This is a genomic window from Cohnella hashimotonis, assembly GCF_030014955.1.
Lineage (GTDB): Bacteria > Bacillota > Bacilli > Paenibacillales > Paenibacillaceae > Cohnella > Cohnella hashimotonis.
Genome location: NZ_JAGRPV010000001.1, coordinates 400189 through 424604 on the forward strand (window position 1 = coordinate 400189; position 24416 = coordinate 424604).

A 24416-nucleotide genomic window follows, 5' to 3' on the forward strand; every position below is an offset into this window, starting at 1 on the left:
AGCCACATGGGCCATGACGGCAAGAAGCGCTACCGGTGGCGCATTATCATCGGGCAAGTCGCGCTGCTGATCGCTTGCCTGGGCATCATCGAATACCTCGTACGAGCGGAGATCGTCGGCAGCTTGTACCTGTCGAAGCCGACCCAGGTCGTGGAGGAGATTTACAAGCTGTTCGCGGACGGCGAGATTTTCCACGACCTGTTCGTCACGCTTAAGGAATTCGCCGCGGGGTACCTGCTAAGCGCGTTCGCGGGAATCGCTACGGGAATGTTCCTCGTGCTCGTGCCGCACGCGGAAAATTTCTTCCGGCCGTTCCTCTCGGCACTGCTGGCGGTCCCGAAGGTAACGATTATCCCCCTCCTGATGCTCTGGCTCGGAATCGGGTTGTCGCACAAGGTCGCGATCGTGTTCCTGTTCTGCTTTTTTACCATCGCGTTCAATACGATCACGGGCATCAAGCAGACGGCGGAAGCGCATCTCAAGGTGGCCCGGGTGTTCGAGGCGTCCAAGCTGCAAACGATCGTCAAGGTCATCCTGCCGTCGGCTGCGCCTACGATCTTCGTCTCGCTGAGAGTGTCGGCGGCCACGGGGCTCGTCGGCGCGCTGTTCGGGGAGATGGTCGCGTCCAAGGACGGGCTCGGCAACCTGCTGGTGGAGGCGACCTCCCTGTACGACACGGCGAAGGCATTCGGGATCATCACGGTCGTGACGGTCGTATCGGTGCTTATTATCGGCGTCATCGATCTGCTGGAGAAGCGGGTCGTGCTGAAATGGAAGTCATCTTAAGAAGTTAGCGAGCTTAACCGTTAGCACGCTAACAGTTAGGACAAATAAACAGTGACCTTTGAGGAGAGAGAAACCATGTTGAAGAAAAAATGGATGGGAACCGGAATCGTAACAGCGGCGCTTGCGCTCGTTCTCGCAGGCTGCGGCGGCAGCAACAATAACGCGGGAGGCGCGGCTTCCCCGTCGGGGTCCGAAGGCGCATCGGCATCTGCATCGCCGTCGACATCTGCGTCGGCGTCGGCTCCAGCGTCAGCAGAGCTTCAGAAAATCCGGTACGCGCCGTTTAACGGCGTGAGCGGACTGGCCGTGCGCTTCGGCATCGAGAAGGGCTTCTTCAAGGACGAGGGGCTGGACGTCGAACTGATCTCCACCCAGAAACCGATCGAAGCGCTGACGAGCAAGGATGTCGACATCGTGGACGTAGCAACGACCAACGCCATCGTGGCCGCGGGCAAGGGCGCTCCGATCAAGATCGTATCCTCGATGTTCCGCACAAAGGGGCCGTTTTACCTGGTCGCCAGAACGGGCATCGATAGCGTCGAAGACCTCAAGGGCAAGAAGGTCGGCGCCGCTGTGCTCGGCAGCGGATTGGACGTGTACACCCAGACGATCCTGAAGGCGCATGGCCTCAGCAAGGACGATGTTACATACCTCGCCGACGGCGTTAACGATGCGGCTTATGCGAGCCTCACGTCCGGCCAAGTCGACGCGACGATTATCCACGAGCCGTTCGCTTCTCTTGCGGAGATTGAAGGCACCGGCAAGATTCTCGCCAAGGGCTGGGATTACCTGCCGACGTTCCATACCGGCGTCCTCGCCTCCCGCAACGACTTCATCGAGAACCATCCGGAGCTCGTCGAGAAGCTGCTGCGCGCGTACTTCAAGTCGCAGGACTACGCGAAGAGCAACCTGGACGAGTACAAGAAGTACTTCCTCGAAAACGTGAAGATCAATCCGGCTGCGGTGGACAAGGCGTTCGAGCGCGAGAACGTGCTGTGGGAGAACAACCCCGACGTAGACCTGAACGCGCTGAAGGATACGCAGCAGGTTCAAGTCGACCTGGGCTTCCAGGATCAGATTTACGACGTCGATAAAATTCTGGATCTGCGGTTCATTCCGAAAAAATAACGCGAACGGGGGCGATCATATGGCGGGGTTCGAGGTCCGCGGCGTGTCTAAAGTATACGGTGGAGCGACGCCGACGGAGACGCTCTCGAATATCGACTTGACCATCGAAGACGGCGAGTTTCTGAGCATTCTCGGTCCGAGCGGCTGCGGCAAGAGCACCTTGCTCGAGATCCTGGCCGGGCTGCAGCTGCCCACCTCCGGCGAGGTATGGTTCGGCGGAGCGAAGCTGAAGGGGCCTGGCATCGAGCGGGGCGTCGTCTTCCAGGATCCCTCGCTGTATCCGTGGAGATCGGTGGCGAAAAACGTCCAGCTGGGACTGGAGATGCGAGGCGTCGCGAAGAGCGAACAGCGGGAAGGCGCGCAGCGTTATCTCGACTTGGTCGGGCTGAAGGGGTTCGAGAACAAGTATCCCCATCACCTGTCCGGCGGCATGAAGCAGCGCGCGGGTCTTGCCCGGGCGCTCGCCAACGGCCCCGAGGTGCTGCTCATGGACGAGCCGTTTGGCGCGGTCGACTATCTGACCCGGCTGCAGCTACAGGACGATCTGCTGAGAATCTGGGAAGCGGAGAAAAAGACCGTCGTGTTCGTCACGCACGACGTGTCCGAGGCCGTATTCCTGGGCGATCGGGTCGTGCTGCTGTCCCCGAGGCCGGGGCGGATCAATCGGATCTTCCAGGTGCCCAAGGAGCGTCCGCGAAAGCGCGACGACGCCGAGCTGCTGAAGATACAGAACGATATTTATGCGGCAATTCACGAGGTGAAGTCTCCGGAGAGTTTGGAGTTTACGATTTGACTAAGGGAAAAGGAAAAGGAAAAGGAAAAGGAAAAGGAAAAGGAAAAGGAAAAGGCAAGGGCAGAGGCAAAGGTAAGCGGAGGCAACGGCAGGCGTAGTCAGTAAAGACAACAAGGTGCAAAGAGAGTCAAGGCAAGCGGAAATCGAGGAAAAAATGCGAAGGAGCGTGGAAGATATGTCATTGTCCAATGTAGCGAGCGTGGCGCAAGTGCAGGAAAGGCTAGCCGGCGTGGAGCGTATCGTACTGCTCGACGTGCGGTTTAACCCGAAGGACTCGGCTTACGGCAAGAATGCTTATGCGAAGGGGCACCTGCCGGGCGCCTTGTTCATCGACTTCAAGGCCGATCTGACCGACCCGGCCCAAGAGCATGGCGGGCGCAGCCCGCTGCCGTCGCCGGAGCGACTCGCTTCGCTGTTCGGGTCTCTCGGCATCGACCGCGAGACCGCCGTCGTCGCCTACGAAGACGGCAACGGCCCGGCTGCTTCACGGCTGTGGTGGCTGCTCCGCTACTTGGGCGCAGATCGCGCGCAAGTGCTGGACGGCGGCTATTCCGCCTGGACGGCCGCCGGCGGCGATGTGTCTGCAGAGCCGGCAGCGGCCGTGGCGCCGCGCGAATTCGTGCCCGCGCCTCGAGCCGATTGGCTCGTCGGCGTGGAAGAAGTTCGCGTCGCATCCGCCGGGGGAGGCGCGGCACTGGTGGACTCGCGCGACGCGGCGCAGTACGCCGGGCGCGAGGCGCCGTTCGATCCGGTCGCCGGGCACATACCCGGTGCGGCAAACTACTTCTGGAAGGACACGCTCGAAGAGGGCGGGGCCTGGAAGTCGCCGGAGCAGCTTCGCGACTGGTTCGGCGACCTGCCGCAAGACGGCGAGATCATCGTATACTGCGGTTCCGGCATCTCGGCGACGCCGAACGTGCTGGCACTTCGCGAAGCGGGATATAGCAACGTGAAGCTGTATTCGGGCAGTTGGAGCGATTGGATTTCTTATGATGAGAATCGTATCGCTACTGGGGAAGAAGAGAACTGAAAAAGACGAATAGCAGTATTTACACACAACAAACAAGTCGCTATGTAGCCCGAGGGCCATGGCGGCTTTTGGCGTATATCCAGAGTCAACAAGGAGTCAACGATTGAGCACCGAAAGTACATGCAGGTAGGTCGAACCGTACTCACACTCGTATTTCTCTTACTATACTGTACAGACAGATAAAGGGTTTAGACGTCCTACCGATGCGATTGCAATAAACTCTGGAATGACGGTATTTGCGTTTTGTAGCTGCAATTTTTTGGAGCTTTATGTCATACTTGTATCTATACTGAATTACTTTACTATATTCAATATGTAAGTAAAACTGGAGTTTCAGGTCAACTCTGAAATAAACCGGCTCGCCATTCAAAACAAATCAACGAGTCAATTTTTTTTATCCGAATCGGTTATACAACGCTGTTAATAATTTTCGAAGGTGATTAAATGAGCAATGTAAAATTTTATTCGGAATATGATATGGCATGCGGTTGGGAAATTGATAAGATAATTAAAAAGATCGATGAAAGTGCAATCGAAAGTGATTGGTCTATTAGTGATCTGATAGATTTTCATAATATTATAAAGTACATAGTAATTAATCGATTTGCAGATTACATAGTTAAACAGACTGGTATTAATATTAAGGATTATCAGAAAAAAATAAAACAAAAAATAGGTCTATTCATCGAAGAGAATAAGAGTGATTTTATTTCTTTATACGATGATGTCGATTTTATGGATACCGAAGATTTTCTAGATATTATAGAGAATTTTTCAATATTTCAGGCTGTTTCAGAAGATGCTTTTAAGGACTTACTCAACAAAGAGTATGTACATGTCTATATGGTTCTGAAATTTAAGAAACTGACAGAGTATTTTAATTCTGTAATAAAAGAAATAATACTAAGTGATTCAAGAAATGCCGAGACCCTAATTTCTAAATATCTTAAAGAGAGTCAACTATATTTACCGTCTTCTTTAACAGAGAAAGAGGCATTAAGTTTAATTGATGAATATATCAACTCATCACACGTTAATATAAATTATTTGAGAAAAATAGTAAATTTCCCTCCAGGTAAAGGGATTAATATGCCTGATAAAATTAAGTTACATGCAAAAAGAAAAGCTAAGGAAGAGGAAGAAAGAATCTTTGGAGAAGGCTCTGGGATTGAGTCTGGGGTTTCGATTTCATACCCAATAGACCAAGACGAAGTTATTTCACTAAGTGCCGATGGAAGTATGTTTGATATGAAGGTAAGTCGTACATGGTTAGAAGAGAATCTCGACTACCCAACACTTTGGAACAACTTTATTCACTTGTTTAATTTTGTCGACGATAAGTTTCGCTTAGTATTTGCCTCAAAGAAAAATGATATGAGTGCGCTAGAATATGCACTTCGTCCTAATGGAGAACACATTTACAGTACATCATTTGCATTTAGTTTTAGAGAAATGGTTGGAAAAGTGGAAATATACAGCTATGCAAATGTATTAAATGTTTTAGGCGTAAGATTAGAAGATATGATAGAGTGGTTCTTTCAAATCTATCTAAAAGAAGAATTTAAAATTGAGGATTTCATAGTAAAAATGCCATCAGAAGATGCTACATATTTTGAAAAGTGCAGGACTATCCTTCCTGAATTCGATAGGGTGTTTAAGCAATTCAACGTACTAATTGAAGAGGGTAAAATTGACCAAGAATTGATACAGATTTCATCATCTAGTGTGAAAAACAAGGATATTAAATCTTTGATTGAGAAAAAGTATGTGTATCCTTCAAGTGAGTGGTATCAAACAGCATCCTTTATGTTGTTTTCTGACCAGAGTAGTATATTTTATTTGCCTAGTAAAGGTGGTAAATATAAAAATTTCTTTGATTTAATAACTCAACTTTCGCAGAGCAAAAATCATCTTAAGTGCAGGTCGTTGTAAGCTCGCGAGGCGATCAGGTATTGGGCTTGTAAATAGAAAAACACCGCTCCGTTTGATAAAGTGAGAGTGTCGAGCAATCACTTCAACCGAAGAGGTGTCTACCCTTATGATAGCCCAACCCTCCAATTTGAATCAACTGCCTAACGAACTAAAACCGACGTTTCAAGAATTGAAAGTCATGCAGCATTTACAGCAAGCTGGATTTCGCAAACGCTTTGGCTTTAGCTGCGCCCAATTGTTTCAACTCGTCTTCGTTCTGTTGTTTCATCAGAAAAACTGGTTTCGTCTGCTGGAGAGCCGCAAAGATGATTCCATGCCCGGCAAAGATGCGGTTTATCGCTTTCTCAATCATACCGGCCTTGCATGGCGCCGGTTTTTGACCTCGCTTAGTGTCGCCACCGTAAAGAAGGTGGACGCGCTGACGTCTGCGGATCGGGATGCCGTCTTCATCGTCGACGATTCGATGTTCGAACGCAATCGCAGCAAAGCCGTTGAGTTGCTCGCCCGGTTCAAAGATCATGCGACAGGTGCGTACTACAAAGGTTTCCGCATGCTAACGATGGGGTGGTCGGACGGCCACACGTTCTTACCCGTGGATTTTGCATTGCTCAGTTCAAGCAAGTCGGCGATCACCGGCATGAATGAGTCCGTCGACAAACGGTCGCACGGCTACAAGCGTCGGCAGGAAGCGCTTCTGTCGGCTCCGCAAGTCGTTGCGTCCATGCTGGACCGCGTCTTGGCGGCCGGAGCAACCGCCTCTTATGTCTTGATGGACAGTTGGTTCACGCATGCGCCGCTCATTCGCGAAATCGTCTCCCGTGGACTTGATGTGATTGGCATGGTCAAGAACGACAACAAACGATTCCTTATGCAAGGCCAGAAGTTGTCGCTTAAAGAGCTTTACTCAGTCGCCACGCCTGTAGCGAGCAAGAAACGCAGCATTCTCCGCTCGATCCGAACGGTGCTGGCTTGCGGCACGCCAGTGCATGTGGTATTCGTTCGCAACCGCTCGAAGAAGAATGATTGGCTCGCCGTTCTAACGACAGACCTAGCGCTCTGTGTAGAGGACGTCATCCGAATTTACGCGATCCGCTGGGACATCGAGGTCTTCTTCAAATGCACCAAGTCACTGCTACGTTTGCAAAAGGAATTCCAAGGCCGCTCTTATGATTTGCTGATCAGCCACACCACAATTGTCTTTTCGCGTTACCTGCTACTGGCTTGGCAGCATCGACAGAGTACAGATGCACGCACGTTCGGCGGTTTGTTTTATGTGCTGTGCGACGAAGTCGGCACGCTGGATTGGACAGTCGCCTTGCAACAACTGCTTGATCTGATCAGCGAAATCGCCACGAAAGCAGGAAAGAAGCTGGGGGCTTTGATTCAGCGTCAACTCCAGCAATGGATTGCCAGTTTGCCCAGTTACATCAGGGCTTGTTTGCCGATTTCATGCTGCGAAAGTTGAGTTAATAATTAAAGAGAAAGTATTAAAAAGTGAATTTAAAGAGTATCAAATACAGAGAATACAATGGTTATTCGACAATGATATAATCCGCGAGAGTAATGATGGTTATATAGAATTTACTGATACTAAAATGATCTACATTTTAAAAGAACTTTATTACGAGGATTTATTAAGTTACTGGCACTATCCAGATGAGATCAAAAAAGTAATTGATAATTTATCAAGCCAAAATTATGTTTATTTTGAAAGTACTTTGTTATCTAGAAACGAACAGGATTATTTTGACTTTTACTTGAATAAAGCAAAATTCACCAATGGTCATGACCTTCGAAATAGGTATTTGCACGGTACTAATAGCAATGATGAGAAACAGTATGAATCAGATTATTATTCATTCTTAAAGTTGATTGTAATAATTATCATCAAAATTAACGATGAATTATGTATTAAAAATGATTTCACGGTTAAATGACTAAGTGACATGAAAATAGGACTCCAATCGAAAATTCATTTTATTCTATTTTGTGCAATGCGGCGAACTGTACCGCAAGTGAAATTCTATAGCTGGAGCGATTAGATTGGCTACACCGACAACCAAATCGCCACAGGAGATGAAGAAAAACGCAAAGCGGAATAGCGGCATTGAATCATGGATACATCTCCATGTGGTTCAAGAACCTTGGCGATGTATTTTTGTCTCAGCCAACACGGATTCAAGAATAGGCTTCGGAAAATACTTACGTCATGACTGCCCAGAATGTATTCTAAGTAAGCATTCTTCTTTTTGGTAATCTCTCGAATAAATAATCGTATGTGAATTTAATACAGAGCACCGTAGAAAGAATGCCATGCTCTGGCGGAAGTACCAGAGGAACTGAGTACATACTATAAGGAAAACAAAGATAAGTTGGATTCGCTGCCGAGCGAAGCGGCGTTGGATGAGTTTCGTCTGCTCTCCGGCAGGTACTACTTTAGCGAGTTGGAGGGGACGGATTCGGTCGACTTGCTCGATTCTTTAAAGGAAAAGTACGGGAACCCGCAGGAAAAGAATGGCGCCAACGACTCCACTTATTACGAGTGGGTTACCGAACGGTCATTAATCGTGTTCAACGGTGAAAATTATTTGGCCTATCATACAATCTATGGCCCGGTAAAAAAGTATGGGAAGGTGAATAGCGCCAAGTCGAATGACGACGATCTATAACTAGGACAAGGTACGGGACTCATAATCGCTTTTGTACAACAAACAAGCCGCCAATGCCCTCGGGCCACATGGCGGCTTGTTCTACTTCCCCGAATTCAACATAAGGCTAACCCTTACCCTGCCTACCTAGCTATAAAACTGCCAGAACACAAGCTGCCCCACCAGAACAACCATCATCGCAGCAGGCAGGATGGCCGACCACTTGTACCGGGCCGTCGAAGCAGAGCGTCTCTTCATCCAGGACAGCAGCAGCGCACCCAACAAAATTGCAGCCAGCCCAGTCAGGCCGTAGTTGACGATAATCTGCGGATAGACTTCGGCATAAGCCCGCTCATTGTTGCTGAGCATCCGCAAGGCAAGAATCAGATTGTTCGCCACAATACCGGTACCCGTCAAGGTGAGGCCGGCCACCAGCTTGCGGCTGACGTTACGAGGTGCAGGGCGGCGTTTTCTGGCTCTCAGCGCGTTCATGACTGCCCGTACCAGCAATACGAGCGGAGCAATAATAAAATAAACGATGGCCAGCACCGCTAGAGCGGCGCTCAGGACCAGCACCGGCATGGATTTACTGGCAGGCAGCGGCAAATAATCGGAGGTATAGACCGAGATCGCTTTTACATCGCCATCCTTGACAGTCGCATACAGCATGGGCCAGGCATCGAGCGCCGAGTCTCCGCTTACTTTCTCATAAAGGTAAGGCTGCACCTGCTTGTAGCTTCCAGTCCTGCCCGCTAGCGTCATCTGGAGCTGATCGGCCCCCAGCGGCTTCAGCTTCATCATCGTCAGATAGGGAAATAGCTTCATGAAGCCATGTTCAGGGCGGCGCGCAGCCACGAACTCGCCTCGAACCTCCGACACATCCGGCAGATTGACAGCTTCCGCCTGCTTTTGCGTGCCCACGATCGCTTTGGTCAGACCATGGACAATATGAGATTCGCCGGCCTGGTTGGTCATAATGACGATCGCAAACCGGTCTTCGGGCACAAGCTGCAGATTGGTGGCAAAAGCAATCGTGTTCCCGCCATGTCCGAGCGTCCGGTGTTGTCCGGGATATTCCCAGAATCCATGGGCGATACCCGGCATTCCTTCAGCAGAGGTATGGCTCTGCGTCAGCATCGTGCCCAGCGTGTCCTGTTTCTCAAACAGAGGGGACTGCTGTCCGGCAGGCGGGAGGAAGGCCATCGCAAACTTAGCCAGATCCTCCGCGGTGCCGTTATTGCCGCCGTTCGGGTACATGGACATATAATTCCACGATCCCGGGGTGAAGGAACCCTCTTCTTTGAAGAAATAACCTTTGGCTTTATGCTCCAGCAAGTCCGGGCGATCCTCTACGACGGAATGCGCAATGGAATGGGTCATGCCCAGGGGATCGAAAATATGCTGCTGAACGTATTCGTGAAAAGGTTGACCGCTGATTCTCTCTACAATATACGCAGCCAGCGAGTTGCCGTAGTTCGAATAGGCCACAACCTCGCCGGGTCTATAAATCTGTGCGGGCTGGGCTAGCTGCAGCCCTTCTTCCAGCGACCGTACTTCCTCCGGGGATTGATAGGCCATATCGAACATATACTCTTCAAACCCGGCATTGTGGTTCATCAGATGGAGCATCGTTATGGGAGCATCGTATCTCAGCTTGGTCAGGAAATTCGCCGGCAAATAGCCGCGAATATCTTCGTTCAGATCGATTTTTCCCTGTTCAGCCAGCTGCATCACGGACGCCCATACGGCAAGCTTGCTGATGGAGCCCCACTCCATGACCGTATCCGTCGAGACAGGAATCTGCCGCTCCACGTCTGCGTAGCCGTAGCCTTTGGACAGCACCACCTGGCCATCCTTCACGATAACAACCGACGCGCCTACAGTTTGTTGCCCGATGTACTTTTTTACATAATCGTCGACAAAAGTTTCCAGACCGGTTAACGGAATCCCGGAAGGGGTTGCTTCACTCGTTCCCTCGCCAGTGTCCTCTGCTGCAATTGCTGTGATACTACTGAACAAAAACAGTAGCATTGAGAGCACAAGCGTACATCCTTTTCTTAACAATAAAACCTCTCCTCCAGGCAGGTAAATTCCGGCAGTCCTCCTATTCTAACAAAAGTTCTCAAACTTGACCGTATCGTATTGTAAAAGGTGCAAGCAGTTGCATAATTTTAAATCAACAAAAATATGCAATATTTACTATAATGGAAGTTCCAACAAGCTCACCTAGACGAAGCGACGGGTGTCAAAGAATAAGTTGCAACATGGAGGGGGGAGACACTTTGAAATATGTCTTAAGCACATTACTATTAATAATAGTAATGGGAATTACGGGATGCAGAGTGAATGATGATAATCGGAAAATGACATTAACTGTCGGGGGAGAATCAGTTGATTATGTTATGTATAACCCTTCCGAATCAGAAAACGGACAAGATTATCGATATAAATTCGCTTTTCAAGAAGAACCTTTAACTAATATTAAATATATAAAAATGCAGGATAAAATAACGATTAATTTCGGGAATCCGTCTCCGGATAAAGTTAGTGTAAGGGACAGCTTACTACACTCGAACGGTGAGTATATCTATCCTGATAAATTGTCCCTTGTAACGCCGCTCCCCATAAAAGATGGGGTTTCAAAATATATTGTTCAAAAAAACCCGGCCTCCGCATTAAGCTCGCAATTCGATAAATCAAAGAAATATTTTAGAGGGATTACCATTACGGCCAGTTGGGGAAAGCAAGAAAAACAATATCTTTTCGTAATACGTACAGATACATAATTGATAATCTTCAACACAACGGACCGATTATATGAGAAGGAATTTGAAGACGCTTCTAAGGAACTGCGGACGCTTGTTTCTAGTTGATTTATGTACAGAGAGGAGGGGAGGGGAGCCGCCCCCTGCCCTCGATTTTTCATACCCGGGTTAGCTTATCCGGATTTCGTACAACGAAGATCCTGGCAAATTGCCCGCGTTGGAGTTGTACAAACAGAGCCCCGACGGCTTCGTCCCCCGAACGGAGTATCAAGCTCATCTCGCCGTTCAGCGGGGCAGCCTCGAAGCGAATATTCGCCCTGACAGTGTTCTTGAACCCGTCGAGCAAGAAACGGGCCACGGGAACGCGCGTTTGTACCGGGCGAAGGGCCGCAACCGCTTTGCCGCCGCCGTCGGAGACGAACATGACGTCTTCGGTCAGCAGGGACAGCATATGATCGACGTTTCCTTGCTCGAGGGAGGAGAGGAAGCGGCTCACCCATTCCCTGTCTGCCGCTTCGGCTGCGACATGCTCTTCTTCGGATATGTCCATCTTGCTCTTGGCCCGGCTCATCAGCTTCCGGCAATTCGCTTCTTGCTTGCCGAGCAGCTCGGCGATTGCGGGATAATCGAAATCCAGCGCCTCGCGCAGGACAAACACCGCCCGCTCTGTCGGCGTCAGCCGCTCCAGCAGTACGAGCATGCCGTACGACAATAGATCGCGGCGGACGACCGCCGTCTCGAGCGTATCCGTCTCCTGCGTCCGAATCGGCTCGGGGAGCCAGGGACCGACGTACGTTTCCCGCTTCTTCCGCGCCGATTTCTGCAGGTTGAGGCAGCGATTGGTGACCATTTTGCACAAATACGCCTTCGGCTCTTCCAGGCGCTCGGGATGGACTTCGCCCGCCTTGATAAATACGTCCTGTACCGCATCTTCCGCGTCCGCCGCAGATCCCGTCAACTGATAGGCAAGCGTAAACAGAAGCGCCTTGTATTGATCGTACAGTTCCTCCATTTGCCGTATCACCTTTCCTCGGGCGTATTCCCTATTCGCTTCTTTATTTTCCAAAGAAACCCGCCTTTACGCAAGGGTAAAGGCGGGCGTTCTCGTTTTTCTTATGGGGTCAGCTTTTTTAATTGATCGATTATATCCTCCGGCTCCATCCGTTTCATAAGGTCCGGATTCACGTGCGCGCGGCGGATGATTCCTTCCTTATCCACGATAAACGTCGCCGTAATCGGTAGAATCCAGCGGTCGGTTTGATTGAACTTCGCGAGATCCATCCCGGATTTCTCATAGAGGTTCTGCAGGTAATCCGGTAATTCGTACAGCACCCGGTAGCTGTCCGCGACGTGGCCGTTCGAATCGCTTAACACGTGGAAGGTGAGGTTCTCCTTCTCCTGATGGGACAGCGAGTTGTCGGGGCTTTGCAGCGACACGGCCATCAGTTGGCCGCCAAGCCTCCCGATCTCCGGCAACAACTGCTGGTAGGCTCGAAGCTGGATATTGCAAAACGGACACCAGCTGCCGCGGTAAAAGGTCAGAACGACCGGTCCTTTCGCAAGCTCGTCATATAGATTCACCCGCTCTCCGAGCGGGCTGGCCAGCGTAAAATTCGGAGCTTGGTCCCCTTCCTGCAAACCGAGAACGATACCGGACGCTTGCTGCTCCTTGATGTGCCGAAAAACCTGAGATTGCACTTCTTCGGGCGCGACAGCGATAAAATGGTCCTTCGCTTGATCCAATAATGGTTTGATCGTCATGGTCCAACACTCCCTTTAATCTGGAATCGTTTACCGCCACTCCACAATCTCATCGAGCGTTTGCCTTGCTTTCGGACGTTTGGGATCCTCCTGACGATATCCGAAAGCGACCATACAGGCTAAACCGAAATCGTCGCCGTTTATAATTCCTTCATTTTGCAGAATAGCGGTCACCTTTTGTCTGTCAAAGCCTTCGATCGGACACGAATCAATGCCGATTTGAGCCGCGGCGGTCATCATGTTGCCCAATGCGATATAGGTTTGTTTGCTGGCCCACTCGAAAAGGAGACGATCGTTGTCTTCGAGCTCCGTTTCCACGAAGGTTTGATAGGAACCCAGGAAATGCGGAATAAGCGCTTCAGGGAAATTATGAACGTCATTCACCATTTTAGTCACATGAGCGGAGTCATGCCTTAAGCCTTGTCTGGCTAAGATTACGACAAAGTGACTGGCCGTGGGCAGCGAACTCTGGGCACCGGCGGTTACAGGCTTTAATTTTTCACGAAGCGCAGCATCTTGGATCACGACAAGCTTCCAAGGCTCGAGGCCTGCCGAGCTTGGAGACAGTCTTCCGGTCTCCAATATAAAGTGAAAATCTTCATCCGGAATCTTTTTGTTCGGGTCGAATGACCTGCAAGCAAACCTGAATTGATAAGCTTTCAAAATTTCTTGTTTTTGGCTCTCCGTCCCTACCATGTGAAAACAACTCCTTTTGCGATTTGCACATATAACAATGCAGGGCGCCGATTTGTGACAACGGAAGTAAAATAAATTTGACTGAGCGGATCGGATGGGGAAGCCTTCCGGCGCCATTCTTCTTCCGGCCGTTTAGGTTTCTGTTCGTTCATTCGGCGGGTAATAGAGCCAAAAGGAGGGGCTGCCATGCCGCATGCGAAGTTTTTTCGAATCATTCTCAGCGTTATTTTTGTGCTGCTGGCGATCTTTCTTCTCTTCCTTGATCGCTTCATGTTCGCGCCGATCGTTCGGATGTTCGAGATTCTGATTCTGCCGATCACGCTGTCCGGCTTTCTTTATTACCTTCTTCGCCCGATCGTCGGCTTTCTACATAACCGGGGGATGAAGCGTTTGCTTGCGGTTACGCTGCTCTATTTGGTGTTTGCGGGTTTAATCGCTCTTTTTGTCTGGCTGGTGTGGCCGACGCTGCGCGATCAGACGAACAACTTTATCAACAGTGCGCCCAAAGTCGTGGAGGACCTGAGCGATCAGGTTCAGGATAAGACCGACGACGGGAGCGTGGTCTCCTCGGTCCTGCCGGAGTCGTTCGATTTGGAAACTCGCATTTCGGAGTACGCCCAGAAGGCAGGCGCTTGGGCTTCTACGTACCTGACGAGCATCATTTCAGTCATCTCGCGTGCCGTCGTGCTGATCGGGGTCGTGCCGGTCATTCTCTTCTTTATGCTCAAGGACGGGCGCAAGCTGGAGGATTCCCTGTTGTATCTGGTGCCGCGCAAATACAAGGCCGAAGGGCGTGCGGCCCTGTCGGAGATTGACGAAGCACTCGGTTCGTTTATCGTAAGCCGGGTCGTGCTGAACATCATTCTCGGCGGTCTCATGTACGTCGGCTTCCTTTTTATCGGGCTTCCGTATGCATTGATGCTTGTGCTAGTAGCCGTCGTGCTGAACTTTATTCCGTACATCGGCGCCATTCTATCGTCTGTTCCCGTCCTCGTTGTCGCATTTATGGAATCTCCCATGATGGCGCTCTGGTCGCTGCTCATTATTCTGGCTGCGCAGCAGATTCAGGACCATATTCTGACGCCGATCATCTTCGGGCGGACGATGGCGATTCATCCCGTGACCATTATCGTGCTCCTGCTGCTTGGCGGCGATCTCGCCGGCGTGCTGGGCATGCTGCTGAGCATCCCGTTCTATATTGTCGTTAAAATTTTATTTACGCACATTTACAAGCTATTCTTCCAGGAGAAGGTGGAAGAGATCGTGGAATAGCGCCGCGGTCTCCGTCCCTTCACAACAAATTAGTGGACGATCTGCTTTTATGCGCATATAATTAGGTTACCTATTTAATTGGTTACCTAATTGTTAAGTTGCTTATGTAAGTTCCGGGGAGTGAGCCGATTGTCCGATGAGCGGAAGGAAATCGCAAAGCAGTTAATGGAATCGTACTTTCAATCGCAAGTCAGCGGAAATATGATGCAGAATCGCGCGGTGTACAATCAGAAGCCAGGCGAGATCATGGTTCTCTACTTCATCAGCATGAACGTCAAGGATAGCGATACGGGACTGATGGTGTCGGAGATAAGCGGTAAATTGAATGTGACTTCGCCGACGATCACGCAGCATATCAACAGTCTGGAAGCGCAGGAGCTGGTCAAGCGTCTTGCCGATCCTGCCGATCGGCGAGTCGTCAGAATCCAGCTTACGGATCAAGGCAAAGCGTATATTCAACGTATCAATGAAGCCCGCCTTAACATGTTCGTTGACTTGGTCAGCCATCTTGGAGAGGGAGAAAGCAAGCAATTTGCCGATATGATGAAAAAGGCCTCGGAGTATATGCTCAAGCAACAAGCGTTCTACATTCGAAGCTTCTCTGCGGAGTAATGTAAATGAAGGAAGGGGGACGAATATGAAGTATACGGTGATTACGGGAGCAAGCTCGGGAATCGGGTATGAAGCGGCTCTTGCTTTTGCGGCACGCGGAAAAAACTTGATTCTGGCAGCCCGCAGAACCGGGGAATTGGAACGTTTAAAATCAAAGGTGGCCGACCTTAACCCCGGCCTGGATGTTGTCCTTCGAACGGTCGACTTGTCCGTTGCCGCCGATGTTTATGAATTTTACATAAGCCTTGCGGATTATCCGATCGAGACCTGGATCAATAATGCGGGAGCTGGAAGCTTCGCCTCCGTCGGAGAGCAAAATTTAAACAAAGTGACGACGATGCTTCACTTGAATATCGAAGCCTTAACTGTGCTTACTACCCTTTATGTTCGCGATTATGCAAATGTCGAAGGGACGCAGATCATCAATGTTTCTTCAGGAGGAGGCTACCAGATTGTCGGCAATTCCGTAGCCTACTGCGCGACAAAGTTCTATGCAAGTGCCTTTACGGAAGGCGTCGCGCAGGAATTGAAGGAACGTGGCGCTGCGCTCCGAGCCAAAGTGTTGGCCCCCGCGGCTACAGCGACTGAATTTATAAAAAGCGCTTTGGATTTAGAAGCGTTTCATTATGAAGGCGTCGTTCCGAAGTTTCATACCGCCAAAGAAATGGCTGGGTTTATGTTGGATCTCTACGACAACGAGAAAGTCGTTGGCATCGTGAACGGAAGCACGTACGACTTCGAATTAAGAGATCCGATCTACCCGTATGTGGGAAGGGCGAGAGGGTAGGCCTCGGGCCATCGGAAGCGAGATTGCCCCCAGGAAGAGCCCGACACAAGCGGAGAGACGAGAATCGAGATCAGACCGTCATTAAACAAGCTGTACCTGTTCCGGTTCTATTAAGAAGCCCTCCGCCTGTACGGCGGAGAGCCGGTTCCCGGAGTGGTGCACGAGGCTGCTGGTTACAGCTTCGCCTTTAATTACAGCTTCGCCTTGATATCCTTCAAGTACTTGATGACCAAGGCTACGGCACCTATATAATAAGCTGTCTTCACGATCCAACCCGTCTCGTCCATCAAAGCGATTCCCGACAGTATGAAGAGCGGCAGCACATAGACGACGATTTCCCTCAGATAGACGAGAACCGCTTCATTCGCGTTAACAAGCTTGTTGCCTCGGAGCGACTGAAAGAACCCGACCAGGAAGTCGACCGCCATCAAGCCAAGCACAACCCACAGGGCGACCTCCATCCAATGCGTCAGTGACCCAATCATACCGAACCATCCTTTCCTGCGTAGAGTGAGCTCCACTAGCAGGATATTCTGGAGGGGACAGGCGCATGCATACATGGTCGAAAAGCAGGCTATGAAGATCGTTCGGGGCGGACCGATTTAAATCTGGCTCTGCCCGCCATCGATGAACAGTTCGATGCCGTTGATGAAGCTGCTGTCGTCGGATGCCAGAAATACGACGGCGCTCGCGACTTCTTCCGGTTTCCCTACGCGCTCCAACGGAATTTGCTGCGCCATTTGCTGCAAAAACTGCTGCGATTCTTCTTCGCTGCTTGCAAGTCCCGTCAACCCTGGCGTATGAATGACGCCGGGGCTGATGGCGTTAACCCGAATTTTGCGGGATTGCAGATCGACGATCCACCCTCTGGCAAAACTGCGAATCGCCGCTTTCGTGGCGCTGTATACGCTGAAGGCCGGCATGCCCGATGAAGCGGCCAAAGAACTGGTAAGAATGATAGAGGCTCCGTCCTTTAAAAGCGGCAGCGCTTTTTGAACGGTGAAGAGGGTTCCTTTTACATTGATGTTAAAGGTCTTCTCGTAATGTTCTTCCGTAATGTTCCCCAGCGGAGCGAATTCGCCGCCGCCTGCATTTACGAATAAAATATCGATTTGGTTATGAAGGCTGCGAACGACTTCGTACAAATGATCCAGATCGGCCAGCCGGGACACGTCGCCGCGAACGCCCGTTACATTCGAACCGATTGCCGCTACGGCCGCATCGAGTTCAGCCTGACGACGACCCGTGACGTACACGTAAGCCCCTTCTTGAACGAGCCGCTGTGCGGTCGCCAATCCGATCCCCGATGTTCCGCCTGTAACGACTGCAACCTTACCTTGAAGCTTTGTCATTGAACTCACTCCCGTTGTTTAGTTATTTATTTAGCGTACGCTAAATATATATCTGAACGGGTTGGTTGTCAACGATTAATTTAGCGATCGATACATTAATGTTGAGAATCATCTTGCCGGTTTGCGCACTGGAACAGTTCCACTATAATTAGAACTACTTCTACCTGTATTAAATTGAAATAAATCGATGGACAGGAGGAGAAGCGATGGCAAAAGGAAGACCTCGCGCTTTTAATATCGAGACTGCATTGGATCAGGCCCTCGATCTGTTCTGGCGAAAAGGCTATGAGGGCACGACCATTTCCGATCTTACGGAAGCGATGGGCATTAATACGCCCAGTCTCTATAAAGCGTTCGGCAATAAAGAGCAGCTTTTTTTACGAATATTGGACAGGTATGCCGAAGGTCCGGCCGCTTATATGATGGACGCTTTTAAGCAGACGACCGCTCGCGGAATGATCGAGGCATTATTGTATGGCGCGGCGCATGCAACAACGGATCCGGCGACCCCGGGCGGCTGCCTGACGATCCATGGCGCAATCTCGACGGGAGAGGCGGGCCAAGCCGTCAAGCATGAGCTGGATGCCAGACGTGCGGGCGGCGAAGCCGCTATGCGGGAAAGGTTCAAGCAGGCGCAGACAGAAGGCGAGATTCCATTGGACGTGGATGCGGATCGTCTGGCGGCATTTTACAGCACTGTTTTTCAAGGGCTTGCGGTCCAGGGCGGCGCCGGCGCCAGCGAGTCCAAGCTGCGGCATGTAGTAGATATGGCGCTTCAGCTCTGGCCCGGTTCGCCCGAATAAGTCAATCGTCGAAGATACATCGCCAAGCGGCTCAGCGCCAGGGCGATGTATTTTTTTGCAACGAGGCATAGTTCCCGTTCGGGAACTATCTTACCAATCCGTGCCTATCGCTCGAAAAAGTGCATTCTATCCGCATCGGAATAGCTGTGATAGGATGATCCCAATAGAAAGGAAGGTGCCGCATGTCATCGTATCGTTTGGATGTAGGGGAGCAGGGGATCGTCTGGGGGACCCGGCTGGAAGCTGCCACCGGCCAGAATGCCGGACCGGGCGGGGAGACTGTGAAGCCATCCGCCGACAACGGCTTGTGGGAATGGGACATTCCGAATGGCGTGTACACAGCCAGAGAGATCGTTAAGGCGTTAAGCGTGCTGCTCGAAGCAATCGCCGTTCAATTAGGGGAGTCGGCAAATCGCGAAGCGCTGCTGGCGAATATCGAGAACACGCTCGCAATAGCCGGGCGGGAAACGGCGCTTCCTCTGGCCGCCTTGGAGCTAAGCGACTATGGGAGGCTAGAGCTGTCCGAGCAGGCCGGCCGGATCGGGGAGACGCTGTCGCAGTGGGCCCGCGCGTTCGACGGCGAAGCGCGCGGATTGCGGGAGCTCGGCGATGAGGTGCTTGGGCGTCTCGTATTCCGGAGCCGGTGCGATAATCATCTCTGGACGCACGAGGTGACCGACATGCTCACGGGGCCGGCAGGCGGCCCATCCGTCATGCAGCTGTTCAACGAGTACCTGCACGAGATCGTGCTCCTCCGTGACGCGCTTCTCCCGTTCGAGAATTGGCAGGAGGTGCCGCTTGCGCTGACGGCGCGGCCATCCCGAGGGCTGAGGTATACCGAGCAAGCGCATACCGCGTTCCTCTCGCAGCTGCTGGCCAGGCCGCTGGACCACAAGTCGCTCGTTCGCTATGCGGCAAGCCTGCTGGCACCGGAGCTGGCTGCCGTCGGTTATGGTTTTCAGTATCGGTACGGGACGATTCTGCCGGCTAGCCTGGGGACCGAACTGGCCGAGGCGCCCCGGTATCTTCTTCGGTGGTACCCGGTTCGGACGATCGCGTCCGGCGAAGGGGATGCGATTGCTTTTGCGTATGAATATCCCGACTATTACCAGGCAACGCGATCGAAGCTGGGGGTCGGTTCAGAGGAGAGCGGGGGAGGAGCGGCGGAGTTGGGCGGCATCGCCGAAGCGAGCTTGCAGGCAAACCTGATCAGCGACGATCAGGCGGTCATTACGTTCCAACTGCCTGCGGCTACCGATATCTATAACGTCGACTTGGGCCAAATCTTTCGGGGCCACCGCTTCCATTACCGCGCAGGTTCTGCAGACAAGAAGCCGATCAGCCCGTCCCCGACGCATGAGGAGCCAGTTATCGCCCATCACGCTGCGGGCCCTATTCTATCCCTCTCCGGGTTGGTCACGGACGATGCGGGTACGCATGAGATCGCGACCGGAGGAAATGAACTCGTCACGAGAGCGCTGCTCGGGAAGCTCTACCCGGAAAACGTCATTCTGCTCGAACGCGGCGATGCAGAAGAGCTTGAGGCGGCAAAAAATGCAGGCAAGCGATTCGGCGCCAAGTTTCTCCTCCACCCCGGACAGGATCAGGCTCGCCGGTCCTCCTCCGCCGAAGCTTCGGCCGGGAAGCTGTCGATATAATCGGCCCCGAATTCGCACAGCTGCTGGAGGATGGGCGCCAGCCGCTTGCCGCGGTCGGTCAGATCGTACTCCACCTTGAGCGGGACCACGGGATACACGCTGCGTGCGATCAGCCCGTCACGTTCGAGGTCGCGCAGCTGCTCGGTCAGCATCTTGTGGGTCGCGCCTGGCATGCGCTTCTGCAGCTCGCCGAACCGGAAGGTTTGGTCGTGCAGCAGGCTCAGTATAAGAACTTTCCATTTGCCGCTTACGAGCTGCATCGCGACCTCGGAGGTGCAGCGGTACGCTTTGTCCCTGAACTGAATCATGCGGGTCCCTCCATTTTTGAAAACCGAGTAAATCCATTTATTTACCCACTATTTTAGCAAAACGGCAAGACGGCTTCAACCGTTTTCTCCGGCACTCGCAGGTTCGAGGTGACATTCATGGCTTCAGAACGATTAGACCGAATCATGGAGATCATCTCCATGTCGCTGCAGCCCTTGCTGAAGGGGACGGTCCTGTATACGATCCCGATCTCGCTGCTTTCCTTCGCGCTCGGACTCGTATTTGCGCTGGCCATCGCCCTCGCAGGCTTATCGGCCAACCCCTATGCCCGGGTTCCCGCCCGGGTGTATGTGTGGATCATTCGCTGTACGCCGATTCTGGTGCAGCTCTTTCTCATATTCTACGGTCTGCCAAGCCTTGGCATTCTGCTGTCGCCGTTCGCCAGCATCGTAATCAGCCTGACGATCTCCGAGGCGGCCTATTCGTCGGAGATTATGCGGGCGGCCATCCTGTCGATCCCGCGCGGACAATGGCGGGCAGGCTATGCGCTCGGCATGTCGCCGAGCCAGAACCTCGTCCGTGTGATTTTGCCGCAGGCGTTCCGGATTTGCGTGCCAAGCTTCGGCAATCAATTCATCACGCTGTTTAAAACCTCGTCGTTAGCCGCGCTCGTGACGATCCCCGATTTGTTCGGCGCCGCCAAGCTCATCGCCGCCTCGACCTTCGAGCCGATGCTGCTGTACCTGATCGCAGGCACGTATTATCTCGTTCTCTGCTCCGCGCTGACGATCTGGCAATCCCGGCTGGAGCGGCGGCTTGGCGCCTATCAGACCTAAACCGAAGGAAGGAGGGAGCGGCCCTGCTGCTTACTCTTCAAGGCTTAACGAAGCAATTCGGCGACGTACCGGTGCTGAAGGCGATCGACCTGGAGCTGTCGCAAGGGACGACGACGGTCGTGATCGGGCCGTCCGGCTCGGGCAAGTCGACGCTGCTGAATTGCATCAACTTATTGGAGCTTCCGACCGGCGGGAGCATCCGCCTCGGCGAGTCGCAGCTTCGCTTCTCGCAAGCGGACAAGCCGAACCCGAAGGCTATTCTGGATTTTCGTCGGCAGACCGGGACGGTTTTTCAGGGCAACCACCTGTTTCCTCATATGACCGCACTCGAAAACGTGATGGTCGGCCCGATCACCGCGCGCCGGTTAACCCGTGCCGACGCAAGGGCGCTCGCCGTCAAGCTGCTGGAGCAAGTCGGCCTCGGGGCCTTCCGGGACCGCTATCCTTACCAGCTGTCGGGCGGACAGCAGCAGCGGGTCGGCATCGCTCGGGCGATGTCGATGGAGCCGCAGATTCTCCTGTTCGACGAGCCGACCTCGGCGCTCGATCCGGAGCTGGTCGGCGAGGTTCTGGAGGTCATGCGCGCCTTGAGCCGCTCCGGCATCACGCTTGTCGTCGTGACGCACGAGCTGGAATTCGCCAGCCGGGTCGCAGACCGGGTGCTGTTCATGGACCAGGGCACGATCCTGGAGAACGGCACGCCCGAGGACGTCTTCGTGCATTCCCGCCAGGAACGGGTTCGGCAATTCGTGAGCCGCCTGGCGCCGGGGTTCTCTTCGCTATTCCCTGCGTATTCCATTTAACTGCTTATTATCGGAGGATGGTTGATCGTGTTCAGAAAAATGGCATTTCTTATGGTTGCGGCAGGATTGCTCCTGAGCGCATGCAGCGCCAAGAGCCAGTCCGGCAGCACGCTTGCGCAATTGAAGAAAAAAGGGGAGATCGTCGTCGCAACCACCGGCACGTATCCGCCTTACTCGTTCCACGACGCCAGCGGTTTAACCGGCTTCGATATCGATATTTCCAATGAAGTCGGCAAGCGGATCGGCCTGAAGGTGAAGTTTGCCGAGGTCGAGTTCGCCGGCATGTTCTCGGGCCTGGACGGCGGCCGTTTCGATACGATCCCGCAGCTGTCCATTACCGAGGAGCGTCAGAAGAAGTACGACTTTTCGGATCCCTATCAATTTTCCAACCTGACCCTGATCGTGCTCGAGGAGAACAAGGAGATCAACAGCTTCGCGGATTTGAAGGGGAAGAAGACAAACGGGCTTGCGGAATCCGTACAAGGGGCGCTTGCGTTAAAATACGGTGCCACGCTGGTGCCGGAAAATGGCGACTCCGTCGAGCTGCTGCAATCGAAGCGGGTCGATGCGCTTATCTATAACAGCTTGTATTTCCTGGACTTGCAGAAAAAACGGCCCGATCTCAAGATCAAAGTGGTCGACCAGTCCGACGACCTGGAGACCGCGGCATTCCTGTTCCGGAAGGGCAATGCGGATACGGTGGAAGCCTTCGACGAAGCGCTGAAGGCGATGCACGCGGACGGCACCTACGCCAGAATTTCGACGAAATACTTTGGCAAGGACATTTCCGAAGGCGTAAAACTGTAAACAGACCATACGTGGCCGATCTCTTTTGACCAACAATGCTATAATCACCTTAGAAGTTGCAACCGGAAAGGTGATCGGCATGAGCGTCATACGTTTGGAGAACGTCACGAAGAAGTACGAAGATTCGATGGTTTTTCGCGATATTTATTTTCGGGTGATGCAAGGTGAACGGATCGGTCTCATCGGACGGAATGGCGCCGGCAAGTCGACGGTATTCAAGCTCATCCTGGGGCAGGAGGAACCGACGTCCGGCAGGGTAGAGATCGATCCACAGGTGAAAATCGGATATTTCTCGCAGTTCTCGGAATTGAGGGGCGGCCTGTCCGTTCAGCAAGAGCTGGAGGCATGCTTCGAGCTGGTCGCGGCGATCGAACGAGAGCTGCAAGAGGTCGGGGAGAAGCTGGGTGTCGCTGCCGACGACAGGGAGATGGACAGGCTGCTAGCCAGGCAGGCGGAGCTATTCGAGCAGATGGAGCATCTCGATGGCTGGAACGTATCCGTCGAGATCGACACGGTGCTGACGAAGCTGGGGTTCAACGACAGATCGCGCCATCAGCCGATCGATGAGCTCTCGGGAGGATGGCGCAACCGCGCCGCGCTCGCCAAGATGTTGATCCAGCTGCCCGACGTCGTGCTGCTCGACGAGCCGACCAATTACTTGGATATGGAAGGCATCGCTTGGCTGGAGCAGTGGCTGTACCGGTTCAAGGGCGCCATGATTTTGGTGTCCCATGACCGGCAATTCATCGACAAGGTCGTTACGCGCACGATTGAGATCGAGAATTATCATTTTCAGGAATACGAAGGCAATTACACCGATTACGTTCGCAAAAAGAAAATGCGCAAGAAGGAGCTCGACCGCCAGTTCGAGTGGGAGGAAGAGCTGCTGCTCATGGAGTCCGAGGCGATCGACGACCGCGCGAACAGGAAGTCGGGCTCCAAGGACCGGCTCTCGCGCAAGCTGGCGGATAACAAAAAGCGAATCGAGCCGCATCCGGTTAACGTGCTGATTACCGATATTTACGAGCGACTGCGCTTTCCGGACAAGTTATGCGAAGCGAAGAAGATCGGGCAGACCTACGAGGGGCGGCAGATCTTCGAGAACGTCAGCTTCGATATTCAGAAGGAAGACCGCCTCGTCATCGTGGGGCCCAACGGAAGCGGGAAGTCTACGCTTATCAAGGCGCTTACCGGGCAGGAGAAGCCGGAGTCCGGAGAGGTGGTCTGGGAGAAGGGCGTCAGCTACGCTTACTTCAACCGGATGTGGGAGGAGCTCGATCCTAAGGATACCGTCAGCCATGCGGTGAATACGTATGGATTGGGACTCGACGCTCCCCGCAAAAAGGTGAACAAATTCCTGGCCATGCTGCAATTTTCGGAGGCGGATCTGAGCAAGGCCATCGGCAATCTGTCCGGCGGGCAGAAGGCGCGGGTGGCGCTGGCCAAGTGTCTTCTCTCCGGTGCGGCCGTGATCATCCTGGACGAACCGACCAACCATCTGGATCTCACGAGCATTCAGGTGATGGAGCAGGCGCTGATCCATTTTCCCGGCGCGGTCATTACGGTAAGCCACGATCGCTTCTTCATCGATAAGATCGGGACGAAGATGCTGACCTTCGATCCGTTAACGGGAGTGACCGAGCAAAGTTTATAGACGCGAGCCAGAGGGCCGCGACAGGT

The 24416-nt window shown here is 52.6% G+C and carries 24 protein-coding genes; 17 read left to right on the forward strand and 7 right to left on the reverse strand.

Annotation, left to right across the window (positions count from 1 at the left end; all coding sequences use genetic code 11):
- Window positions 1-6: 6 nt before the first annotated feature.
- The 7 genes from KB449_RS01630 (at window position 7) to KB449_RS01660 (ending at window position 8338) form a co-directional block, all read left to right on the forward strand.
- On the forward strand, window positions 7-786 hold the full coding sequence (locus tag KB449_RS01630; protein WP_282906688.1) for an ABC transporter permease: 780 nt from the start codon (window positions 7-9) through the stop codon (window positions 784-786).
- A gap of 75 nt (window positions 787-861) precedes the next feature.
- Window positions 862-1914 carry an ABC transporter substrate-binding protein gene (locus tag KB449_RS01635; RefSeq protein ID WP_282906689.1) on the forward strand — a complete coding sequence of 351 codons (1053 nt, stop codon included), beginning with the start codon at window positions 862-864 and terminating at the stop codon, window positions 1912-1914.
- 19 nt (window positions 1915-1933) lie between these two features.
- A complete protein-coding gene (locus KB449_RS01640; RefSeq protein WP_282906690.1) occupies window positions 1934-2707 on the forward strand; it encodes an ABC transporter ATP-binding protein in 774 nt (257 codons plus the stop codon).
- 175 nt (window positions 2708-2882) lie between these two features.
- Window positions 2883-3737 carry a sulfurtransferase gene (locus KB449_RS01645; RefSeq protein ID WP_282906691.1) on the forward strand — a complete coding sequence of 285 codons (855 nt, stop codon included), beginning with the start codon at window positions 2883-2885 and terminating at the stop codon, window positions 3735-3737.
- A gap of 444 nt (window positions 3738-4181) precedes the next feature.
- Entirely contained in the window at window positions 4182-5669 is a 1488-nt protein-coding gene (locus KB449_RS01650; RefSeq protein ID WP_282906692.1) for a hypothetical protein, read from the forward strand.
- Window positions 5670-5775: 106 nt separating this feature from the next.
- On the forward strand, window positions 5776-7134 hold the full coding sequence (locus KB449_RS01655) for an IS4 family transposase (RefSeq protein ID WP_282906693.1): 1359 nt from the start codon (window positions 5776-5778) through the stop codon (window positions 7132-7134).
- A 907-nt stretch (window positions 7135-8041) separates the two neighbouring features.
- Window positions 8042-8338 carry a hypothetical protein gene (locus KB449_RS01660; RefSeq protein WP_282906694.1) on the forward strand — a complete coding sequence of 99 codons (297 nt, stop codon included), beginning with the start codon at window positions 8042-8044 and terminating at the stop codon, window positions 8336-8338.
- A gap of 126 nt (window positions 8339-8464) precedes the next feature.
- Here the strand turns inward: KB449_RS01660 and KB449_RS01665 are convergent, their stop codons facing one another.
- A complete protein-coding gene (locus KB449_RS01665; protein WP_282906695.1) occupies window positions 8465-10381 on the reverse strand; it encodes a serine hydrolase domain-containing protein in 1917 nt (638 codons plus the stop codon).
- A gap of 218 nt (window positions 10382-10599) precedes the next feature.
- On the opposite strand from KB449_RS01665, the gene KB449_RS01670 reads away from it, so the two are divergent.
- Window positions 10600-11103, forward strand: coding sequence for a hypothetical protein (locus tag KB449_RS01670; protein WP_282906696.1), 504 nt, complete (start codon window positions 10600-10602; stop codon window positions 11101-11103).
- Window positions 11104-11239: 136 nt separating this feature from the next.
- Here the strand turns inward: KB449_RS01670 and sigJ are convergent, their stop codons facing one another.
- The 3 genes from sigJ to KB449_RS01685 all read right to left on the reverse strand — a co-directional run bounded on the left by sigJ (window position 11240) and on the right by KB449_RS01685 (window position 13539).
- Complete coding sequence (gene sigJ, locus KB449_RS01675) at window positions 11240-12094, reverse strand: RNA polymerase sigma factor SigJ (protein ID WP_282906697.1); 855 nt, start codon at window positions 12092-12094, stop codon at window positions 11240-11242.
- A 101-nt stretch (window positions 12095-12195) separates the two neighbouring features.
- Window positions 12196-12843, reverse strand: a complete 648-nt coding sequence (locus KB449_RS01680; protein WP_282906698.1) for a peroxiredoxin-like family protein — start codon at window positions 12841-12843, stop codon at window positions 12196-12198.
- 30 nt (window positions 12844-12873) lie between these two features.
- Window positions 12874-13539, reverse strand: coding sequence for an NAD(P)H-dependent oxidoreductase (locus KB449_RS01685; RefSeq protein WP_282906699.1), 666 nt, complete (start codon window positions 13537-13539; stop codon window positions 12874-12876).
- Between the two features lie 186 nt (window positions 13540-13725).
- On the opposite strand from KB449_RS01685, the gene KB449_RS01690 reads away from it, so the two are divergent.
- The 3 genes from KB449_RS01690 (at window position 13726) to KB449_RS01700 (ending at window position 16210) form a co-directional block, all read left to right on the forward strand.
- Window positions 13726-14811, forward strand: a complete 1086-nt coding sequence (locus tag KB449_RS01690) for an AI-2E family transporter (RefSeq protein WP_282906700.1) — start codon at window positions 13726-13728, stop codon at window positions 14809-14811.
- A gap of 129 nt (window positions 14812-14940) precedes the next feature.
- Entirely contained in the window at window positions 14941-15423 is a 483-nt protein-coding gene (locus tag KB449_RS01695) for a MarR family winged helix-turn-helix transcriptional regulator (RefSeq protein WP_282906701.1), read from the forward strand.
- 25 nt (window positions 15424-15448) lie between these two features.
- Window positions 15449-16210, forward strand: coding sequence for an SDR family NAD(P)-dependent oxidoreductase (locus KB449_RS01700; RefSeq protein WP_282906702.1), 762 nt, complete (start codon window positions 15449-15451; stop codon window positions 16208-16210).
- A gap of 191 nt (window positions 16211-16401) precedes the next feature.
- Here KB449_RS01700 and KB449_RS01705 read toward each other — a convergent pair whose 3' ends face one another.
- On the reverse strand, window positions 16402-16695 hold the full coding sequence (locus tag KB449_RS01705; protein ID WP_282906703.1) for a hypothetical protein: 294 nt from the start codon (window positions 16693-16695) through the stop codon (window positions 16402-16404).
- A 117-nt stretch (window positions 16696-16812) separates the two neighbouring features.
- Window positions 16813-17562, reverse strand: a complete 750-nt coding sequence (locus KB449_RS01710) for an SDR family NAD(P)-dependent oxidoreductase (RefSeq protein ID WP_282906704.1) — start codon at window positions 17560-17562, stop codon at window positions 16813-16815.
- Window positions 17563-17768: 206 nt separating this feature from the next.
- Between KB449_RS01710 and KB449_RS01715 the strand changes: the two genes are divergently transcribed.
- Window positions 17769-18365, forward strand: a complete 597-nt coding sequence (locus tag KB449_RS01715; protein WP_282906705.1) for a TetR/AcrR family transcriptional regulator — start codon at window positions 17769-17771, stop codon at window positions 18363-18365.
- Between the two features lie 182 nt (window positions 18366-18547).
- Window positions 18548-20023, forward strand: coding sequence for a hypothetical protein (locus KB449_RS01720; protein WP_282906706.1), 1476 nt, complete (start codon window positions 18548-18550; stop codon window positions 20021-20023).
- Here the strand turns inward: KB449_RS01720 and KB449_RS01725 are convergent.
- Window positions 19969-20331 (reverse strand): winged helix-turn-helix transcriptional regulator, encoded by a 363-nt coding sequence (locus KB449_RS01725; protein WP_282906707.1) that lies wholly within the window; start codon window positions 20329-20331, stop codon window positions 19969-19971. The genes KB449_RS01720 and KB449_RS01725 overlap by 55 nt on opposite strands.
- Before the next feature lie 117 nt (window positions 20332-20448).
- Between KB449_RS01725 and KB449_RS01730 the strand changes: the two genes are divergently transcribed.
- From KB449_RS01730 to KB449_RS01745, 4 genes are all read left to right on the forward strand, one after another.
- On the forward strand, window positions 20449-21126 hold the full coding sequence (locus KB449_RS01730) for an amino acid ABC transporter permease (RefSeq protein ID WP_282906708.1): 678 nt from the start codon (window positions 20449-20451) through the stop codon (window positions 21124-21126).
- Window positions 21127-21152: 26 nt separating this feature from the next.
- Window positions 21153-21929, forward strand: coding sequence for an amino acid ABC transporter ATP-binding protein (locus tag KB449_RS01735; RefSeq protein ID WP_282912709.1), 777 nt, complete (start codon window positions 21153-21155; stop codon window positions 21927-21929).
- A gap of 27 nt (window positions 21930-21956) precedes the next feature.
- Complete coding sequence (locus tag KB449_RS01740; protein ID WP_282906709.1) at window positions 21957-22736, forward strand: transporter substrate-binding domain-containing protein; 780 nt, start codon at window positions 21957-21959, stop codon at window positions 22734-22736.
- Window positions 22737-22815: 79 nt separating this feature from the next.
- On the forward strand, window positions 22816-24390 hold the full coding sequence (locus tag KB449_RS01745; protein ID WP_282906710.1) for an ABC-F family ATP-binding cassette domain-containing protein: 1575 nt from the start codon (window positions 22816-22818) through the stop codon (window positions 24388-24390).
- Window positions 24391-24416: the final 26 nt, after the last annotated feature.

Coding starts and splice junctions, on each gene's coding strand:
- KB449_RS01700 (WP_282906702.1), top strand. CDS start 15,449: ATGAAGTATACGGTGATTACGGGAGCAAGCTCGGGAATCGGGTATGAA.
- KB449_RS01720 (WP_282906706.1), top strand. CDS start 18,548: ATGTCATCGTATCGTTTGGATGTAGGGGAGCAGGGGATCGTCTGGGGG.
- KB449_RS01730 (WP_282906708.1), top strand. CDS start 20,449: ATGGCTTCAGAACGATTAGACCGAATCATGGAGATCATCTCCATGTCG.
- KB449_RS01645 (WP_282906691.1), top strand. CDS start 2,883: ATGTCATTGTCCAATGTAGCGAGCGTGGCGCAAGTGCAGGAAAGGCTA.
- KB449_RS01640 (WP_282906690.1), top strand. CDS start 1,934: ATGGCGGGGTTCGAGGTCCGCGGCGTGTCTAAAGTATACGGTGGAGCG.
- KB449_RS01635 (WP_282906689.1), top strand. CDS start 862: ATGTTGAAGAAAAAATGGATGGGAACCGGAATCGTAACAGCGGCGCTT.
- KB449_RS01725 (WP_282906707.1), bottom strand. CDS start 20,331: ATGATTCAGTTCAGGGACAAAGCGTACCGCTGCACCTCCGAGGTCGCG.
- sigJ (WP_282906697.1), bottom strand. CDS start 12,094: ATGGAGGAACTGTACGATCAATACAAGGCGCTTCTGTTTACGCTTGCC.
- KB449_RS01745 (WP_282906710.1), top strand. CDS start 22,816: ATGAGCGTCATACGTTTGGAGAACGTCACGAAGAAGTACGAAGATTCG.
- KB449_RS01650 (WP_282906692.1), top strand. CDS start 4,182: ATGAGCAATGTAAAATTTTATTCGGAATATGATATGGCATGCGGTTGG.
- KB449_RS01680 (WP_282906698.1), bottom strand. CDS start 12,843: ATGACGATCAAACCATTATTGGATCAAGCGAAGGACCATTTTATCGCT.
- KB449_RS01715 (WP_282906705.1), top strand. CDS start 17,769: ATGGCAAAAGGAAGACCTCGCGCTTTTAATATCGAGACTGCATTGGAT.
- KB449_RS01710 (WP_282906704.1), bottom strand. CDS start 17,562: ATGACAAAGCTTCAAGGTAAGGTTGCAGTCGTTACAGGCGGAACATCG.
- KB449_RS01685 (WP_282906699.1), bottom strand. CDS start 13,539: ATGGTAGGGACGGAGAGCCAAAAACAAGAAATTTTGAAAGCTTATCAA.
- KB449_RS01705 (WP_282906703.1), bottom strand. CDS start 16,695: ATGATTGGGTCACTGACGCATTGGATGGAGGTCGCCCTGTGGGTTGTG.
- KB449_RS01630 (WP_282906688.1), top strand. CDS start 7: ATGGGCCATGACGGCAAGAAGCGCTACCGGTGGCGCATTATCATCGGG.
- KB449_RS01655 (WP_282906693.1), top strand. CDS start 5,776: ATGATAGCCCAACCCTCCAATTTGAATCAACTGCCTAACGAACTAAAA.
- KB449_RS01690 (WP_282906700.1), top strand. CDS start 13,726: ATGCCGCATGCGAAGTTTTTTCGAATCATTCTCAGCGTTATTTTTGTG.